The following is a 16,924-nucleotide window of genomic DNA, read 5'->3' on the forward strand; positions in this document are numbered from 1 at the left end:
ACAAAGATATGCCGATCCTGCGTCTGAACGATCCGTCCCATTTGCCCGATGAACTAAAGGGCGCCATCGTCGCGATCGGCAATTTCGATGGCGTGCACCGTGGGCACCAGGCCGTTCTGGGCCGGGCGCTGGAGACCGCACGCGCCGAGGGCAAGCCATCGCTGGTATTGACCTTCGAGCCGCACCCGCGCAGCGTTTTCGTGCCGGACCAGCCGGTGGACCGGCTGACACCCGCCGCCGAGAAGGCATCGATCCTCGAAGCGCTGGGATTCGATGCGGTGGTCGAATGCAATTTTACCCGCGAATTCTCGCAATTGACGGCGGATGTCTTTGTGGACCGCATTCTCGTTGATGGCCTTGGCGCAACCCGTATCGTTGCCGGTTTCGATTTTCATTTCGGCAAGGGCCGTCAGGGTGGCCCGGCGTTCCTGATGGCAGCGGGCGAAGAACGTGGCTTCCACGTCACGCTTGTCGATGCCTTCCGTGACGAGGGCGGCCATGCGATCTCCTCAAGCCGCATTCGCGATCTGTTTGGCGCAGGTGAGGTAGTTGAGGCGGCCGGGCTCCTTGGCTACCGGCACCGCATTCGCGCCACGGTCGTCGGCGGCAAGCAGCTTGGGCGCACAATCGGTTTTCCAACCGCCAACATGGTGCTTCCGCTAGAAACCCATTTGAAGCACGGAATTTATGCGGTGCGCTTCCGCCGCGCCGACGGTACGCTTCTTGACGGCGTCGCCAGCTTCGGCCGCAGGCCGACCGTCGATACGGATGGCGAGCCGCTGCTTGAAACCTATGTGTTCGATTTCAGCGACGATCTTTACGGCGAAACCTGCGCTGTCTCTTTCTTCGGCTATCTGCGCGGCGAGGAAAAATTTGACGGTCTCGAGCCGATGATGCAGCAGATCCGGCGCGACGAAGAGGAGGCGCGGGCGCTGCTTCAAGGTGTCAAGCCGCTGTCGCCGCTGGACCAGAGGATCAATTTCGACTGAGGAAGATGGGCGCTTTACCCATGATTTCACAATAACGGGAGTGGTGAAATGAGACTGATCGGCATGCTGGATTCGCCCTATGTACGGCGGGTCGCAATATCACTGAGAATGCTGAACCTGCCATTTTCCCATGAGTCCCTGTCGGTTTTCCGAACCTTCGAGGCCTTTTCGAAGATCAATCCCGTCGTGAAAGCACCCTCGCTCGTAACGGATGAAGGCGTCGTCCTGATGGATTCGTGCCTGATCCTCGAATATGCCGAGCGCATTGCTGAACCCGCGCTGGGGCTGACACCGGCGGAAATTACGCATTTTACGCGCTCGCAGCGGATCATCGGCCTCGCGCTCGCCGCCTGCGAAAAGAGCGTCCAGATCGTCTATGAGCATGACCTGCGGCCTTCGGAAAAGCGGCATCAGCCCTGGCTTGATCGCGTGCATGGCCAGCTTGCCGATGCGTATCGTTTGCTCGAAGCCGAAGTGCAGCAGGCGGACCCATGGATCTTCGCAGATCGGCCGCTCCAGGCGGATATTACGAGCGCCGTTGCCTATCGGTTTACCCTTGAGATGCTGCCGGACGTGATCGCAGCCGGCGAATATCCGGCACTTGCTGCCCTCTCGGAGAAATCCGAGGCGTCGGAGGCATTTCTTGCTTTTCCATTCAGTTGACGCCAGTGTGGTAAATTGTTTACCACGTTGCTCAATGCAATTTTATCTATCACTCGATTAGTTTTGACGCGTACGCTTGCCACCCCCCCAGACAGGCCCCGGAGTTATTTCATGTCTATTCGCCTTGTTAGCGCTCTCGCGAGCGCGATAGTCCTTTCCGTTGCAGCACCAGCTTTTGCCGATGAATATTATTCCGACAACCAGACCCAGAGCTCGCGCGGCGACCATTGGTGGTCCGGCGACTGGTACATCACGCTCGGTGCCAAGGGTTTCGTCGCTCCGGACTATGAAGGTGCGAAAAATTACAAGCTCCGCGCCGCGCCGGTCATCTCGATCGGCCGTCCCGGCAGTTCGCTCAAGTTTTCTTCGCTCAACGACAATCCGTCCCTTGGCTTCATCGACACGGGTGTGTTCCGCGCCGGCATTACCGGCAAGCTCATTACCGGTCGCGATTCCAGCGACTACGATGAACTCAAGGGTCTCAACGATGTCGATTGGGGCGTCGAACTTGGCGGTTTCGCGGAATTCTATCCGACCGAGAACGTTCGTGGCCGCGTTGAGGTCCGCCGCGGTATCGGCGCGCATGACGGTGTCGTCGCCGATTTCGCCATTGACGCCTTCAAGAACCTGACGGACACGGTCCGCGTTTCAGCCGGTCCCCGTGCAACGGTCGCGACCAAGGACTATTTCAGGGAATATTACGGCGTAAACGCCAGCGAATCCGCTGCATCCGGCCTTCGACAGTATTCGCCGGGCGGCGGCCTGAACTCGCTCGGCTTCGGCGGCCAGATCACCTGGCAGACGACCGACAAGATCACCACCAGCGCCTATGCCGAATATAACCGCTTGATGGGCCCGGCGGCCGATTCCAGCATCGTCAAGCAACGTGGCTCGGAAAATCAGGCGACCTTCGGCCTGCAGGCAACCTATCGCTTCGACTTTAAGCTTTAACATTGCGCGAGCATCCGCGAAGATAATCGCGCATGCCTCTTTATTCTGCGGGCGGTGATTGCTAAAAGCGCGGTCATGAAAAGCGATCGCCGGTCCTGCGCAAGGTCCATACCTGTTCAGACGATACGAATTACTGGCCCGGCCTTCCCGCGGACCTGAAGCGTGAGCTTCGTGGTGCGGAAGGTCCGGGATAGCGCCGTTGCGCTTCAATGTTTTTCATGAAATCCCTGCCTGCGGCGATCACGCGCGGGCCCTTGTACAAGCTGGAAAAATGACCGACACCGCCACGATACTCGATTATTCGAAGACACTTTATCTGCCGCAAACGGATTTCCCGATGCGCGCGGGCCTGCCCGCCAAGGAACCGGAATTCGTCAAGCGCTGGCAGGATCTCGATCTTTACCGGAAGCTGCGCGAAGACGCGAAGGATCGCCCGCGCTATGTCCTGCACGATGGCCCGCCCTACGCCAACGGCAATATCCATATCGGCCACGCGCTCAACAAGATCCTCAAGGATGTCATCACCCGCTCGTTCCAGATGCGCGGTTTCGATTCCAATTACGTTCCAGGATGGGACTGCCACGGCCTGCCGATCGAATGGAAGATCGAGGAACAATATCGCGCCAAGGGCAAGAACAAGGACGATGTGCCGATCAACGAATTCCGCCAGGAATGCCGCGAGTTCGCAACGCACTGGATCAAGGTGCAGTCCGGCGAATTCAAGCGGCTCGGCATCGAAGGCGATTTCGACAATCCCTATACGACGATGGCCTTCCATGCGGAAAGCCGCATAGCCGGCGAGTTGTTGAAGTTCGCCATGTCGGGCCAGCTCTACCGTGGTTCCAAGCCGGTCATGTGGTCGGTGGTCGAGCGCACCGCGCTCGCGGAGGCCGAGGTCGAATACCAGGATATCGAGAGCGATATGATCTGGGCGAAATTCCCGGTCGCAGGCGGCCGCGACGACCTTGCTTCGGCGCATGTCGTCATCTGGACGACGACGCCCTGGACGATCCCCGGCAACCGCGCCGTCGCCTATTCGCCGCGTGTCGCCTACGGTCTTTTCGAGGTCGAGACGGCGGAAAATGATTTTGGCCCGCGTCCCGGCGAAAAGCTGATCTTTGCCGATGCGCTCGCCGAAGAATCGGCTGCGAAAGCCAAACTGACCTTCAAGCGGCTGCGCACGGTTACGGCGGATGAACTTGCGGCAATGACGCTTGCCCATCCGCTCCGTGGTTTTAGCGGTGGTTATGATTTCGCCGTGCCCTTGTTACCTGGCGACCACGTCACCGATGATGCGGGTACAGGCTTCGTGCACACGGCGCCGAGCCATGGGCGCGAGGACTTTGATGCCTGGATGGACGCCGGTCGCGATCTCGAAGCGCGCGGGATCTCGTCGGTGATCCCGTTCACCGTCGACGACGCAGGCTACTATACCAAGGATGCGCCGGGTTTCGGTCCCGACCGCGAAGGCGGTGCTGCCCGCGTCATTGACGACAACGGCAAGAAGGGCGACGCCAACAAGGCAGTCATCGAAGAACTCATTGCGCGCAACGCACTTTTTGCGCGCGGCCGGCTCAAGCACAGCTATCCGCACTCCTGGCGCTCGAAGAAGCCGGTGATCTTCCGCAACACGCCGCAATGGTTCGTCTACATGGACAAGGACCTCGGCGACCACACGACCCTGCGCTCGCGCGCGCTTGCGGCGATCGACGAGACGCGCTTCGTTCCGGCGGGCGGCCAGAACCGCCTGCGCGCCATGATCGAGGATCGTCCCGATTGGGTCCTGTCGCGCCAGCGCGCCTGGGGCGTGCCGATCTGCGTCTTTGCCGACGATAATGGCAATGTCCTCAAGGACGCCGCCGTCAATGCCCGTATTCTTGCCGCGTTCGAGGAAGAGGGCGCCGATGCCTGGTTTGCCAAAGGCGCGCGCGAGCGGTTCCTCGGCGAAAAGGCCAACGAGCCGTGGATGCAGGTGACCGACATTCTCGATGTCTGGTTCGACTCGGGTTCCACCCATGTCTTCACGCTTGAAGATCGCCCCGATTTGAAATGGCCTGCCGACGTCTATCTCGAAGGTTCGGATCAGCACCGCGGCTGGTTCCACTCTTCGCTGCTCGAAAGCTGCGGCACGCGCGGCCGTGCGCCTTATAATACGCTCGTCACCCATGGCTTCACCATGGACGAGGAAGGCCGCAAGATGTCGAAGTCCCTCGGCAATACGGTCACGCCGCAGGACGTGATCAAGGATTCGGGTGCCGACATCCTGCGTCTCTGGGTCATGACAACGGACTACTGGGAAGATCAGCGTCTCGGCAAGAACATCATCCAGACCAACATTGATGCCTATCGCAAGTTGCGCAACACGATCCGCTGGATGCTGGGTACCCTGGCTCATGATGAGGGCGATGAGGTTCCCTATGCCGATATGCCGGAACTCGAGAAGCTGATGTTGCACCGTCTTGCCGAACTCGATGAGGTCGTGCGTGCCGGCTATGACGGTTTCGAGTTCAAGCGCATCACCCGCGCGCTGATCGATTTCATGAATGTGGAACTGTCGGCCTTCTATTTCGATATCCGCAAGGACGCGCTCTATTGCGACGCGCCCTCAAGCGTCCGCCGCAAGGCAGCGCTGCAGGTCGTGCGGCACCTTTTCGATCGCATCGTTACCTGGCTCGCACCAATGCTGCCTTTCACCATGGAGGAGGCCTGGCTCGACCTGCACAAGGATGCCGTTTCGGTGCATCTGGAACAGTTCCGCCCGACGCCAGCCGAATGGAGAAATGACGAGCTTGCCGCCAAATGGCGCAAGGTCAAGGATGTGCGCCGCGTCGTCACGGGTGCGCTCGAACTCGAACGCGCCGACAAGCGGATCGGCTCGTCGCTCGAAGCCGCTCCCGTCGTCTATATCGCCGACGAGGAACTGCTGGCGGCGGTCAAGGATATCGACATGGCCGAGATCTGCATCACCAGCGCGATCACGATCAAGGGTGAAGCCGGACCCGCCGATGCGTTCGCCACGGATGACGTCAAGGGCGTCGCAGTTGTCCCTGAGCGCGCGCCGGGCACCAAATGCGCGCGGTCATGGCGTTATACCCATGATGTCGGTTCCGATTCGGCCTATCCCGACGTTTCGGCCCGCGACGCGGCGGCGCTGCACGAATTGGCCCGGCTCGGAAAGCTCGTTGCCTGATGTATAGAATGGCGGGGAGACAACTTCTCCCCGCCATTGATTTGCTTGAGATTCCTGTTGGCTTGCTAAATACAACCGGTCTCATATAAAAGGCTGCCATTGAACTGCCTGATTTCTAAGGCAGGGCATTGATCAAGCAAAATTGATTGGCAGATATGCTGCCCGGCTTATCTCTGGAAAGTTGCAAGGATGAATTTGAACGGACGCATAACGGTTCTTGGTGCAATGGTCGGCGCGCTTGCGCTTGGCGGCTGCGTCTCGTCACCCACCTATGGTACGGACAAGTCCGCCGGCACCCAGCTGCTTGATGACGTCGCCAACATGGCCGCCTTGGGTCCCAAGAAGAGCAACCAGATTGCCTACAATCCGCGTCCGGAACTCGTTCGCCCGGCGACCGGCAAGCCAATGCAATTACCCGCGCCGCAGGATGCGGTCGAGACCGCCGGAAATCCGGCCTGGCCGGAATCGCCTGAGCAGCGGCGCAAGCGTATCCGCGACACCGCGACGGCCAACCAGAACAACGCCGAGTTCGTGCCGGAAGTCGCGCCCGATCCGGTCACGTCCAAGTCTGCGAGCAACAGGACCGAATACGGGTTCTTCAACGACAAGGTCCCGGCCAACCAGGGCAACAAGACCGATGTCGGTGCAGATTTCCGCGCCCGCAAGATGGCGTCTACCGCCGGATCGCCGACGAACCGTCGCTATCTGAGCGAGCCGCCGCTGGAATACCGTCAGCCCGCGGCGACAGCCGCCGCCGATCAGCTCGGTGAAGACGAGGCCAAGAAAGAGCGCGAGCGCAAGGCCGCGGCCCGCAAGAGCAAGGGTTTCAGCTGGAGCAACCTTATCCCCTGGAACTGATGCGTTCGCACGCGGGTCCTGCGCCCAAAACGTTCATACTGCTGCAATAGTTTGCTGAAACGGTGGATGCTTCGATCCGCCGTTTTCGTTTATAAGGGATCCATCGCCTCTCCAGTCGAGGACCGTAACAATTGTTCATCCTGCGATTTCTTGGGTTAGTTCTTCTTATCCTTCTGACATTTCTGGCATTTCTCTGGGGCGGGCTGGCCCTCTGGTATCAGCTGCCCCTTGGTATTGCAGCGACCATCGGCTGCCTGATCCTGTGGGTGGCAATCGCCTTCGCCGTACTCTGGCTGGAATTCAAGGGCCGTGTCTGGCGCGCGCTCATCGTCCTGGTCCCGATCATGATCGGGCTCGGCTACTGGTGGGGTACGATCAAGCCGTCGCTCACCCGGATCTGGGCGGATGATGTTGCCCAGACGGTGACGGGAACGCTCACCGGCAATTACGTGACGCTTTCAAATGTGCGCAACTTCGAATGGCGCACAACGACCGACTACACGCCGCGCTGGGAGGTGCGCACCTACGCGCTGGACGATCTTGCGACCGTTGATATTTTTCTTTCCTATTGGTCGAACCCGGCGATCGCCCACACTTTGGTGAGCTTCGGTTTCAATAATGGCGAGCACGTGGTGTTCTCGGCCGAAATCCGCAAGGAGCGCCATGAGGAGTTCTCGGAGATCGGCGGCTTCTTCAAGCAGTTCGAGCTGGCGATGATTGCAGCGGACGAGCGTGACATCATTCGCCTGCGCACCAATGTGCGCAAGGAAGACGGCTACCGCTATCAGGTCAATCTCAGTCCGGAAACGCGCCAGGCGCTGTTCCTGTCCTATCTCGACAGCGCCAACCATCTGGCGACGACGGCGGAATTCTACAATACGATCACCGCCAATTGCACGACAGTGATCTTCAGCATGGCACGGGCGATTGCGCCGGGAATTCCTCTCGACTATCGCATTGTCTTTTCCGGTTATCTGCCGGGTTACCTTTATGACCTTGGCGCGATCGATCATTCCAAGCCGTTGGACCAAGTCATCCGCGAAGCGTCGATCAATCAGCGCGCCATGGCCGCCGATACTGCGCCGGATTTTTCGGCAAGGATCAGGCTGCCCGCGAACTAGGCTAGAGCCGCTTGGTGCGGAAGAACGCCTTCAGCATGTCTTCGGCCTCCTGTTCCCGGAAACCTGGATAGACTTCGGGAACATGCAGGCAGGTCGGCTGCGCATAAAACCGGGCGCCATTCTCGACGCCGCCGCCCTTGATGTCCTGCGCCCCATAGTAAAGGCGCCTGATGCGGGCGAAGGAAATAGCCGCCGCACACATCGTGCACGGTTCCAGTGTCACATAGAGATCGCAGCCGGTAAGCCGCTCGTTGCTCAAGGCGCGGCAGGCCTCGCGGATGACCAGCATCTCTGCATGCGCCGTTGGATCGTTGAGTTCGCGCGTGCGATTGCCAGCGCTTGCGAGGATCGCGCCATCCTTGACGATGACCGCGCCGATAGGAACTTCGCCGCGCATCTCGGCGCTTTTCGCTTCGGTGAGTGCCAGGCCCATCGGGTCAGTTTTTTGCGTCACGCCGCCCCGCAATCCAGAATTTGCTCGCAAGCCAACCTCATAGCTGGTAGTGAGCCCTGCTGAAAGGCTTAACTCCATGACAAGTTCAAATGACAATGACAAGGGCGGCAAACGCCCCTTTGCAAAGCGCAGCTTCGACAAGAAGCCCGCGGGTTCGTCCCGTGGCGGGCGCCCCGCGCCGCGCAAATTCGACGATGCCGCCGCTGTAGCGGAAGAGGGCGAGCGTATCGCCAAACGCTTGGCGCGTGCCGGCATAGCCTCGCGCCGCGAAGCCGAGACGATGATTGCCGCCGGCCGCGTATCCGTCAACGGACGGCGTCTCGACAGCCCCGCGATCAATGTAAAGCGCAGCGACCGCATTGAAGTGGATGGCAAGCCGCTGCCGGAAAAGGAGCGGACGCGCCTCTGGCTTTACCACAAGCCTGCCGGCCTGGTTACGACCAATCGCGATCCGGAAGGTCGCCAGACCGTCTTTGAATCGCTGCCGAAAGATATGCCGCGCGTTCTTTCCGTTGGCCGTCTCGATATCAATACCGAGGGGCTGCTCTTGCTGACCAATGATGGCGGTCTGTCACGGGCGCTCGAATTGCCGTCGACCGGCTGGCTGCGCCGCTACCGCGTGCGCGCCCATGGCTCGATCACGCAGGCAAAGCTCGACGGCCTGAAGGACGGAATTGCCGTCGATGGCATTTTCTATGGCGCGATCGAAGCAACGCTTGAACGCGAACAGGGCTCGAACGTGTGGATCATGGTCGGGCTGCGCGAAGGCAAGAACCGCGAAGTCAAGAATGTGCTCGGTGCCCTCGGCCTGTCGGTAAACCGGCTTATCCGCATTTCCTATGGCCCGTTCCAGCTTGGCGACCTTCCGGAGGGCGCCGTGCGCGAGATGAACGGCCGCACGCTGCGCGATCAGCTCGGTGAACGGCTCATCGAGGAATCCGGCGCCGATTTCGATGCGCCGATCATCAACGTTTTCTCCAACGATGCGGTGAAGGGTGAATTGGCGCAGCCCGTGAGCGATGCGCGCGAGCGCCCGACGCGCGGCTCTTCCGAGTGGATATCGAGCGCGCCTGTCGCCAAACGGCGGCCGCCGCGCAAGACCGCCGACGAAAAGCGCGAGGAATCCTTGTCACGCCTGACGACCGATCGCAGCGAGCGGCCGGCTCGCCCTCCGCGCGACGAAGACCGCAAGCCACGCCCGCCGCGTGCAGCAGGGCCGAAGCCCGGCCGCGGCGCTAAAGAGGAAGAAATTCCGACGCGTTCCGGCCGTACCGCCAATGTCTGGATGGCGCCCGGTGCGCGCCCGCTCGGCAAGCCCAAGGCACGAACGGAAGAGAAGCGCGGCGAAAGCCGCAGCGACAGGCCGCAGCGATCGAATGAAGGCGCGCCGCGCGCACGCAGCGATCGCCCGCGCGAAGAACGCTCGTTCGGCAGCCGACCGGGCGGCGAGGAAAAGCGCCGGCCATTTGCCAATGACGATCAGGGCGCGGAGAAGCCGAAGCGCGCATTCGGTGCTGGCCGGACCGAGGGCGAACGCCCCGCGCGGCCGCCCCGTGCCGGCAAGCGCGAACGCGCCGAGATGAAAGAGCGCGAGCAGCGCGGCGACCAGTCATTCCAGTCGGAGCGGCCCGCTCGCGCCGATCGGCCCTATGGCGCGAGCGGCAAGCCCGCACGCGGCCCCGCAAAGTCCGGCGATCGTCCCTACAGCGGAGGCAAGCCGCGCGGCGATGCACCGGGTGGTGGCGGACGTCGCGGGCCTGGCGGTCCGGGTGGTTCGCGTCCGCCGCGTGGCAACAAACCGCGGGGCTGATTGTGCGCGTTGTCGGCGGCAGATTTCGCGGACGTTCACTCGCAACGCCGGCTTCCAATGCGATCCGGCCGACGACCGACCGTACGCGCGAAAGCCTCTTCAATATTCTGGTGCACAACTATCCCGAAAAGTTCGAGGCGACGCGCGTCCTCGACCTTTTCGCCGGCACCGGCGCTCTCGGCCTGGAAGCCATGTCGCGCGGCGCGCGCTATGGCGTATTCATCGAGGAATCGACCGAGGGCAGGGGACTGATCCGCACCAACGTCGAAGCCTTCGGCCTTCTCGGCAATACCAAGATTTTTCGCCGCGATGCGACCAAACTCGGTGATGCCGGCACGATCGAGCCCTTCGATCTGGTCTTTGCCGATCCTCCCTATTCGAAAGGCCTTGGCGAACTGGCATTCAAGTCCGCCCTTGATGGCGGCTGGCTGAAAAGCGACACGCTGCTGGTCCTCGAAGAGGAGGCCGACGCCGTGATCGAACTCGATGCGCGTTTTTCTGTTGTCGAGGAACGTCCGTATGGCGGAACAATCATTCGGCTTGTCACATTGAAGACGTAAACAGCGGGATTGTATCGCAATCCTGAAAAACAGTACTGGACCGATTTCAATGATCCCGACTATACGCCGCGCATTTGCGGCATTTGTTTTAATGGGCGCGCTCGCCGGCGGGGGCGTTTTTGCCCCTGCTCAGGCTGAAACTGCCATGCAAACGCCTGCGGCGACCGCTGAAAGCAAGGATGACCTCGTCTCGTCATTCTATCTCGACAACGGGCTCGAAGTCGTGGTTATCCCGGATCATCGGGCGCCGGTCGTCACCCATATGCTGTGGTACCACGTCGGTTCGGCCGACGAAGAACCCGGAAAATCGGGCATTGCACATTTTTTTGAACACCTGATGTTCAAGGCGACCAAGACCTATCCGGCCGGCGAGTTTTCGCGCAAGGTCGCTGAGATTGGCGGGCAGGAAAATGCCTTTACCTCCTATGACTACACCGCGTTCTACCAACAGGTGTCGCCTCAGGCCCTCGATATGGTCATGACCTACGAGGCGGACCGCATGGAGAACCTGATCCTCAATGACGATGTGGTGAAAACCGAGCGCGACGTCGTGCTCGAGGAGCGCCGTTCGCGCACCGACAGCAATCCCGGCGCCCTGCTTGCCGAAGAGGTCAACGCCACGCTCTACCAGAACAGCCCTTACCGCATGCCGGTCATCGGTTGGCTGCATGAGATGGAAAAGCTGAACCTCAAGGATGCGCTGGCCTTCTACGTGAAATATTACACGCCTAACAATGCGACCCTCGTCGTGTCTGGCGACGTCGATCCCGCAACCGTCAAAGCCTTGGCGGAAAAGACCTATGGCAAGGTGCCGCGCCGGGCGGAGCCGGGCAAGCGCGACCGGCCGCAGGAGCCTGAGCAGAATACAAAACGCACGGTTTCACTTGCCGACCCGCGCGTGTCGCAGCCGAGCTTCCAGAAGATGTGGCTCGCACCGTCCTATACGAACGCCAAGCCGGGCGAGGCGGAGGCTCTCGACCTTTTGAGCGAAATCCTTGGTGGGTCTTCGCGCAGCCGGATTTATCAGGCCTTGGTCGTCAAGGACGGTTCGGCAGCAAGCGCCGGCGCCTTCTATCAGGGCGGATCGCTCGACGACGGCAGTTTCGGCGTCTATGGCTCGCCGCGCGGGAATGCGACCCTGAGCGATGTTGAGGCCGGCATCGATGCGCAAATCGCCCGTATCATCAAGGATGGCGTCACCGAGGATGAACTCGAAAAGGCGCGCAATCGCTTCCTGAAAAGCATGATCTTTGCTCGGGACAGCCAGGCGGGGATGGCCCGCATCTATGGTTCGACGCTTTCCACCGGGCAGACCATCAAGGATATCCAGGAATGGCCGGATCGCATAAAGGCTGTGAAGGTCGCGGACATCCAGGCCGTGGCCAAGCGCTATCTCGTTGATGGGCGTTCCGTTACCAGCTACCTCATGCCCGAAGACGGCAAGCCCGATGTGCCCGCCGATGGGGAGGCGGCGCCCGGTACAGCCGAACAGGAACAGCCGCAAGCGCCCGCCGAAGGAGTCGTCCAATGATCCGCGCCGTTACCCCGATCACCAGACGGCTCGCTGCAACGTTTCTGCTGTTCCTCGTTGCCGTCGTCCCGGGCTATGCGGTCGAGATCCAGGAAGTGGTCTCGCCGAAGGGCATACGCGCCTGGCTGGTACAGGATGACTTCGTGCCGCTCGTGTCCATGCGCTTTGCCTTCAAGGGTGGTTCCGCACAGGACCCGAAGGGCAAGGACGGCCTTGCCAACCTCATGACCGGGCTTTTTGACGAGGGCGCGGGCGATCTCGATTCCAATTCGTTCCAGGACAAGCTCGACGATGTCGGCGCCGAGATGAGTTTCAATGCCGATGACGACAGTATCACCGGCTCGATGCGTATGCTGTCCGACAAGCGCGATGAGGCCGTCGAGTTGCTGACGCTGGCCGTCAACAACCCGCGCTTCGACCAGGCGCCCATCGACCGCATTCGCCAGCAGGTTATTGCCGGCATCAAGGCTTCGGAGCGCAATCCGAACACCATTGCCGGGCGCAAATTCGCCGAAGCCCTCTACGGCGACCACCCCTACGGCCGTCAATCGGAAGGCACGGAGCAAAGTCTCACGAGCATCACTCACGACGACCTTGCTGCATTTCACAAGCGGAACTTCGCCCGGGATAATCTGATTGTCGGCGTCGTCGGATCGATCAGCCCGGAGGAGCTGAAGCCGCTCCTCGACAAGGTCTTCGGCGATCTGCCCGAGAAAGCCCAGCTCGATACGGTCAGCGATGCAAAACTTGCCTTCGGCAAGACCACCCAGGTCGATTATGCACTGCCCCAGACCTCGATTTCGATGGTCTATCCGGGTGTCCGGCGCAAGGATCCAGACTTCTTTGCCGCCTATATCATGAACCATATCCTCGGCGGCGGGACGTTTTCATCGCGCATCTATAATGAGGTACGGGAAAAGCGCGGACTTGCCTATTCGGCCGGTTCCAATCTCGCCAACCGCGATCATATGGCGGCTTTGATGATCTCGACCGCAACGCGGGCCGATCGCGCCAGCGAAACGCTGCAAATCCTCAAGGCAGAAGTAGCAAAGATGGCCAAGGACGGGCCAACCGAGGAGGAACTGGCAGAAGCCAAGAAATATCTCGTTGGGTCCTATGCGGTGAACAATCTCGACTCCTCCTCGGCGGTCGCCAGCACACTGGTTGGGCTGCAGGATGAGAACCTAGGCCGCGACTACATCGACAAGCGTGCCGATCTCATCAATGCCGTGACCTTGGATGAGGTGAAGGCAGCGGCCAGGAAACTGTTGTTGACGGACCCGGCGATCCTGATCGTTGGCCCCCCGCTTTCATAGGAAAAGGACCGATGGTCGCGCGCGAACTTGATCAGGCAAATGGGTCGACAGGCGCAGGTAAAACCCCGCGCGAGCCGACCTTTGCCGTCGCGTTCGGCGGTGGCGGGGCGCGCGGCATCGCCCATATCAACGTCATTGAAGCCCTGGACGAACTTGGCATCAGGCCCGCCGCGATCTCAGGATCGTCGATCGGCGCGATCATGGGCGCGGGTATGGCGGCCGGCATGTCCGGGGTCGAGATTCGCGAATATGCGGTCGCGATCCTCTCCAAACGTGGTGAGATCGCAGCGCGCCTGTGGAGGCTGCGCCCGGCAAGCTTCGGCGAGATGTTTGGCGGCGGATTTCGCCTCGGCCAGTTCAACATCGAAAAGGTTCTGAAGCATTTCCTTCCCGGCCGCATTCCCGAAACATTCGAGGAACTCGCGATCCCGCTCAGCGTCACCGCGACCGATTTCTACGGGCAGCGCGAGGTCGTCATGGCCGAAGGCGATCTTTATAATGCCGTAGCCGCCTCCGCCGCGATCCCCGCCTTGTTCCGGCCAGTGCGACGAGACGACCGTATCCTGATCGACGGCGGCATTTATAATCCCGTTCCCTTCGACCATTTGATGGATAAGGCGCGGTTCGTCATTGCCATCGATGTCGTCGGCGGACCGGAAGGTGACATCGGCAGATCACCCTCGTCAATCGAGGCCATGTTCGGTGCCAGCCAATTGATGATGCAATCGATCATCGCGACCCGCCTGCGTACGCAGGCTCCGGCAATCTTCCTGCGCCCGAGCGTGGCACGGTTCGGCGTTCTGGATTTTCTGCGAATCCAGCAGGTGCTCGAGGAATCGGCGGGGATCAAGGACGAGTTGAAACGCGCCGTTGACGCGGCGATCACCTATGCCGATCGTGGCGCCGACAGCAACGCGGAATGACGGTAATCAGCGTCCGCCGATGCCGATTGTTCGTTCGGCCCGCCTTGATAGGCGCAAATTTGCACCATATAGGATGGTGCATGCGACCATACGATAAATTACCCTAATCATTCATATAATCAGGTATAGCAATGAGCGACTCTTTGAACTCCCGTGAATTTCTAGACAAAGCGACCGCGCTCGTCGAAGCTGCAAAGAAAGCTGGCGCCGACGCGGCCGACGCAGTCGTTGCCCGCTCGCGTTCCGCGGGTGTCAGCGTGCGGCTCGGAAAGGTGGAAGAGACCGAATCTTCCGAGAGCGATGACTTTTCCCTGCGCGTCTTCGTCGGTCGCAAGATCGCGAGCATATCTGCCAACGGCGGAGCCGAGCCAAAGGCCTTGGCCGAACGCGCCGTCGCCATGGCGAAAGTATCGCCGGACGATCGCTTCGAAGGTCTTGCCGCTCCTGAAAATCTTGCCCGCCAAATTCGCGATCTCGATCTTTACGACCCGACTGTCGTGGATGCCGCACAACTGACCGAAGCCGCGCTGGCCGCCGAAGCCGCCGCGCTCGCCGTCGAGGGTGTTACCAATTCGGGTGGAGGCTCCGCATCTGCGGGAATGGGCGGCCTCGTGCTCGTCACATCAGGCGGATTTGCCGGACAATATGTGGGATCGCGTTTTTCCCGCTCCGTCAGCGCGATCGCCGGCAGCGGCACCGCTATGGAACGGGACTATGATTTTTCGTCGCGCATTTTCTATGACGCGCTTGAAGACGCTGCCGCCATCGGGCGATCGGCCGGAGAGCGTGCGGTCAAGCGGCTTGGCGCGCGACAGGCGGCAACCGGCCGTGTAAGCGTTGTTTTCGACCCGCGCGTCGCCCGAGGTATCGCCGGCCATATTGCCAGCGCCATCAATGGCGCGTCGGTAGCACGCAAGACGAGCTTCCTTAAGGATCGCATGGGCGAGAAGATCCTGAGCGACGCGATCAACGTTAAGGACGACCCGTTGCGGGTGCGCGGTTCTTCTTCGCGCCCGTTTGACGGCGAGGGCATCGAGGGCGTTCCCTTGACGATGATCGAGAACGGCGTGCTGAAACACTGGTTCCTGTCGACCTCGACAGCAAAGGAACTTGGCCTCGCCACCAATGGCAGGGGCGTGCGTTCGGGCTCGACAGTCACGCCCGCCTCGACGAACTTCTCCATCGAACCCGGCGAGAAATCGCCGCAAGACCTGATACGCGACGTCGGTACCGGATTTTACGTTACCGAACTGTTCGGCCATGGTGTCGACATGATCACCGGCGAATACAGCCGCGGTGCTTCGGGCTTCTGGATCGAAAATGGCGAACTCGCCTATCCGGTCAGCGAAGTGACGATCGCCTCAAATCTCAAGGACATGTTCCTTAATCTCACTGCGGCAAACGACATCGATCGCAATTTCGGCATCGCGAGCCCGACACTCGTAATCGAAGGCATGACACTTGCCGGCAAGTAAGCTCAATCTTGAAGACCTGGAACTGATCCGGCAGGCCGCCGAGGGCGCAGGCCGGATCGCTCTGTCTTACTTTCGGCAGGCGCCGCAGGTCTGGATGAAAACCGGCAACTCGCCGGTAACCGAGGCCGATCTTGCCGCCGATAAGTATCTCAAGGACATGCTGCTGACGGTCCGCCCGGATTACGGCTGGATATCCGAAGAAACCCAGGACGAACGCGCCGCTTCGCCGCGAGAGCGCTTCTTCGTCGTCGACCCGATCGATGGGACACGGGCCTTCATTGAAGGTGCCGACGTCTGGTGTGTCAGCGTTGCCGTCATCGAAAACGGCCGGCCTGTCGCCGGCGTTCTCGACTGCCCGGCCCGCAGCGAAATCATCATGGCGACGCCAGACGGCGGGGCGACGCAGAACGGCGCCGCCATTCATGTCCAGGCCCAGCACCTTCCCTACAAGGTGGCCGGTCCCTCGGCCTTCATCAAGCGGCTGCCGGAACACTTTCTCTCCTCCATCGAACACATGCCGTACGTTGCCTCGCTCGCCTATCGGATCGCCATGGTGGCGCGCGGCGATATCGCGGGCACTTTCGTGCGGCCAAGTTCGCATGACTGGGATCTTGCAGCGGCCGATCTCATCCTATCGGAAGCCGGCGGCCGGGTCGTCGCCGCGGACCGAAAGCCACTCACCTACGGTCTTACCGACACCAGCAATGGCGACTATCGCCACGGCGCGCTCGTTGCCGCAAGCGGATTGCTCATGGATAACATGTTGGACGTTGTCGCCGAAACCGCGTTCGGATAAACAGTCAGCAACCTTCTCGATCATTTGGACAGGCACATGAGCGAAAACACTTCGGATCAAAAGCAACTGCTTCACCTTGTATTCGGCGGTGAGCTGAAGAAACTCGGCGGTGTCGAGTTCCGCGACCTCGACAAGCTCGATATTGTCGGCATCTATCCGGATTTTGCCTCGGCGCAGCGCGCATGGAAGTCGAAGGCGCAAGCGACGGTGGACAACGCCCATATGCGCTATTTCATCGTCCACATGCATCGCTTGCTGGATCCTGCCACGGGCAAGGCGGACTGACC

At 60.7% G+C, this 16,924-nt stretch carries 15 protein-coding genes; 14 read left to right on the forward strand and 1 reads right to left on the reverse strand.

Annotated features, from left to right (window positions below):
* Positions 1-8: 8 nt before the first annotated feature.
* The 6 genes from AC1DNI_RS05435 (at position 9) to AC1DNI_RS05460 (ending at position 7,772) form a co-directional block, all read left to right on the forward strand.
* Positions 9-989: a bifunctional riboflavin kinase/FAD synthetase gene (locus AC1DNI_RS05435; protein WP_477691100.1), complete on the forward strand. Its 981-nt coding sequence runs from the start codon at positions 9-11 to the stop codon at positions 987-989.
* A 48-nt stretch (positions 990-1,037) separates the two neighbouring features.
* Complete coding sequence (locus tag AC1DNI_RS05440) at positions 1,038-1,652, forward strand: glutathione S-transferase (RefSeq protein ID WP_477691101.1); 615 nt, start codon at positions 1,038-1,040, stop codon at positions 1,650-1,652.
* A gap of 111 nt (positions 1,653-1,763) precedes the next feature.
* Positions 1,764-2,603 carry a MipA/OmpV family protein gene (locus AC1DNI_RS05445; RefSeq protein WP_113281844.1) on the forward strand — a complete coding sequence of 280 codons (840 nt, stop codon included), beginning with the start codon at positions 1,764-1,766 and terminating at the stop codon, positions 2,601-2,603.
* Between the two features lie 271 nt (positions 2,604-2,874).
* The gene (gene ileS, locus AC1DNI_RS05450; protein WP_477691102.1) at positions 2,875-5,793 is read left to right on the forward strand and encodes an isoleucine--tRNA ligase; all 2,919 of its coding nucleotides are present in this window, start codon (positions 2,875-2,877) and stop codon (positions 5,791-5,793) included.
* Positions 5,794-5,982: 189 nt separating this feature from the next.
* Positions 5,983-6,651 (forward strand): hypothetical protein, encoded by a 669-nt coding sequence (locus tag AC1DNI_RS05455; RefSeq protein WP_027230200.1) that lies wholly within the window; start codon positions 5,983-5,985, stop codon positions 6,649-6,651.
* 131 nt (positions 6,652-6,782) lie between these two features.
* Positions 6,783-7,772 (forward strand): Lnb N-terminal periplasmic domain-containing protein, encoded by a 990-nt coding sequence (locus tag AC1DNI_RS05460; protein ID WP_477691103.1) that lies wholly within the window; start codon positions 6,783-6,785, stop codon positions 7,770-7,772.
* Position 7,773: 1 nt separating this feature from the next.
* On the opposite strand, the gene AC1DNI_RS05465 is transcribed toward AC1DNI_RS05460, so the two are convergent.
* Positions 7,774-8,205 (reverse strand): nucleoside deaminase, encoded by a 432-nt coding sequence (locus AC1DNI_RS05465; RefSeq protein ID WP_027230198.1) that lies wholly within the window; start codon positions 8,203-8,205, stop codon positions 7,774-7,776.
* A gap of 97 nt (positions 8,206-8,302) precedes the next feature.
* Between AC1DNI_RS05465 and AC1DNI_RS05470 the strand changes: the two genes are divergently transcribed.
* The 8 genes from AC1DNI_RS05470 to AC1DNI_RS05505 all read left to right on the forward strand — a co-directional run bounded on the left by AC1DNI_RS05470 (position 8,303) and on the right by AC1DNI_RS05505 (position 16,922).
* On the forward strand, positions 8,303-10,036 hold the full coding sequence (locus AC1DNI_RS05470; RefSeq protein WP_477691104.1) for a pseudouridine synthase: 1,734 nt from the start codon (positions 8,303-8,305) through the stop codon (positions 10,034-10,036).
* Positions 10,037-10,038: 2 nt separating this feature from the next.
* Positions 10,039-10,596 (forward strand): 16S rRNA (guanine(966)-N(2))-methyltransferase RsmD, encoded by a 558-nt coding sequence (rsmD, locus tag AC1DNI_RS05475; protein ID WP_477691105.1) that lies wholly within the window; start codon positions 10,039-10,041, stop codon positions 10,594-10,596.
* A gap of 91 nt (positions 10,597-10,687) precedes the next feature.
* Positions 10,688-12,127 (forward strand): M16 family metallopeptidase, encoded by a 1,440-nt coding sequence (locus AC1DNI_RS05480; RefSeq protein ID WP_477691486.1) that lies wholly within the window; start codon positions 10,688-10,690, stop codon positions 12,125-12,127.
* Positions 12,124-13,443 (forward strand): M16 family metallopeptidase, encoded by a 1,320-nt coding sequence (locus AC1DNI_RS05485; protein WP_027230194.1) that lies wholly within the window; start codon positions 12,124-12,126, stop codon positions 13,441-13,443. The genes AC1DNI_RS05480 and AC1DNI_RS05485 overlap by 4 nt, the downstream gene beginning before the upstream one ends.
* 11 nt (positions 13,444-13,454) lie before the next feature.
* Positions 13,455-14,366, forward strand: coding sequence for a patatin-like phospholipase family protein (locus AC1DNI_RS05490; protein WP_477691106.1), 912 nt, complete (start codon positions 13,455-13,457; stop codon positions 14,364-14,366).
* A 131-nt stretch (positions 14,367-14,497) separates the two neighbouring features.
* Positions 14,498-15,841 carry a TldD/PmbA family protein gene (locus AC1DNI_RS05495; RefSeq protein ID WP_477691107.1) on the forward strand — a complete coding sequence of 448 codons (1,344 nt, stop codon included), beginning with the start codon at positions 14,498-14,500 and terminating at the stop codon, positions 15,839-15,841.
* Complete coding sequence (locus AC1DNI_RS05500) at positions 15,828-16,637, forward strand: 3'(2'),5'-bisphosphate nucleotidase CysQ (protein ID WP_477691108.1); 810 nt, start codon at positions 15,828-15,830, stop codon at positions 16,635-16,637. Before AC1DNI_RS05495 ends, AC1DNI_RS05500 begins: the two co-directional genes overlap by 14 nt.
* 36 nt (positions 16,638-16,673) lie before the next feature.
* Complete coding sequence (locus tag AC1DNI_RS05505) at positions 16,674-16,922, forward strand: DUF4170 domain-containing protein (protein WP_027230190.1); 249 nt, start codon at positions 16,674-16,676, stop codon at positions 16,920-16,922.
* The last annotated feature ends 2 nt before the right edge of the window (positions 16,923-16,924 follow it).

The organism is Phyllobacterium sp. 01N428 (assembly GCF_056399405.1).

Coding starts and splice junctions, on each gene's coding strand:
- AC1DNI_RS05435 (WP_477691100.1), top strand. CDS start 9: ATGCCGATCCTGCGTCTGAACGATCCGTCCCATTTGCCCGATGAACTA.
- AC1DNI_RS05465 (WP_027230198.1), bottom strand. CDS start 8,205: ATGGGCCTGGCACTCACCGAAGCGAAAAGCGCCGAGATGCGCGGCGAA.
- AC1DNI_RS05480 (WP_477691486.1), top strand. CDS start 10,688: ATGGGCGCGCTCGCCGGCGGGGGCGTTTTTGCCCCTGCTCAGGCTGAA.
- AC1DNI_RS05490 (WP_477691106.1), top strand. CDS start 13,455: ATGGTCGCGCGCGAACTTGATCAGGCAAATGGGTCGACAGGCGCAGGT.
- AC1DNI_RS05470 (WP_477691104.1), top strand. CDS start 8,303: ATGACAAGTTCAAATGACAATGACAAGGGCGGCAAACGCCCCTTTGCA.
- AC1DNI_RS05495 (WP_477691107.1), top strand. CDS start 14,498: ATGAGCGACTCTTTGAACTCCCGTGAATTTCTAGACAAAGCGACCGCG.
- AC1DNI_RS05445 (WP_113281844.1), top strand. CDS start 1,764: ATGTCTATTCGCCTTGTTAGCGCTCTCGCGAGCGCGATAGTCCTTTCC.
- AC1DNI_RS05505 (WP_027230190.1), top strand. CDS start 16,674: ATGAGCGAAAACACTTCGGATCAAAAGCAACTGCTTCACCTTGTATTC.
- AC1DNI_RS05440 (WP_477691101.1), top strand. CDS start 1,038: ATGAGACTGATCGGCATGCTGGATTCGCCCTATGTACGGCGGGTCGCA.
- AC1DNI_RS05485 (WP_027230194.1), top strand. CDS start 12,124: ATGATCCGCGCCGTTACCCCGATCACCAGACGGCTCGCTGCAACGTTT.
- AC1DNI_RS05455 (WP_027230200.1), top strand. CDS start 5,983: ATGAATTTGAACGGACGCATAACGGTTCTTGGTGCAATGGTCGGCGCG.
- ileS (WP_477691102.1), top strand. CDS start 2,875: ATGACCGACACCGCCACGATACTCGATTATTCGAAGACACTTTATCTG.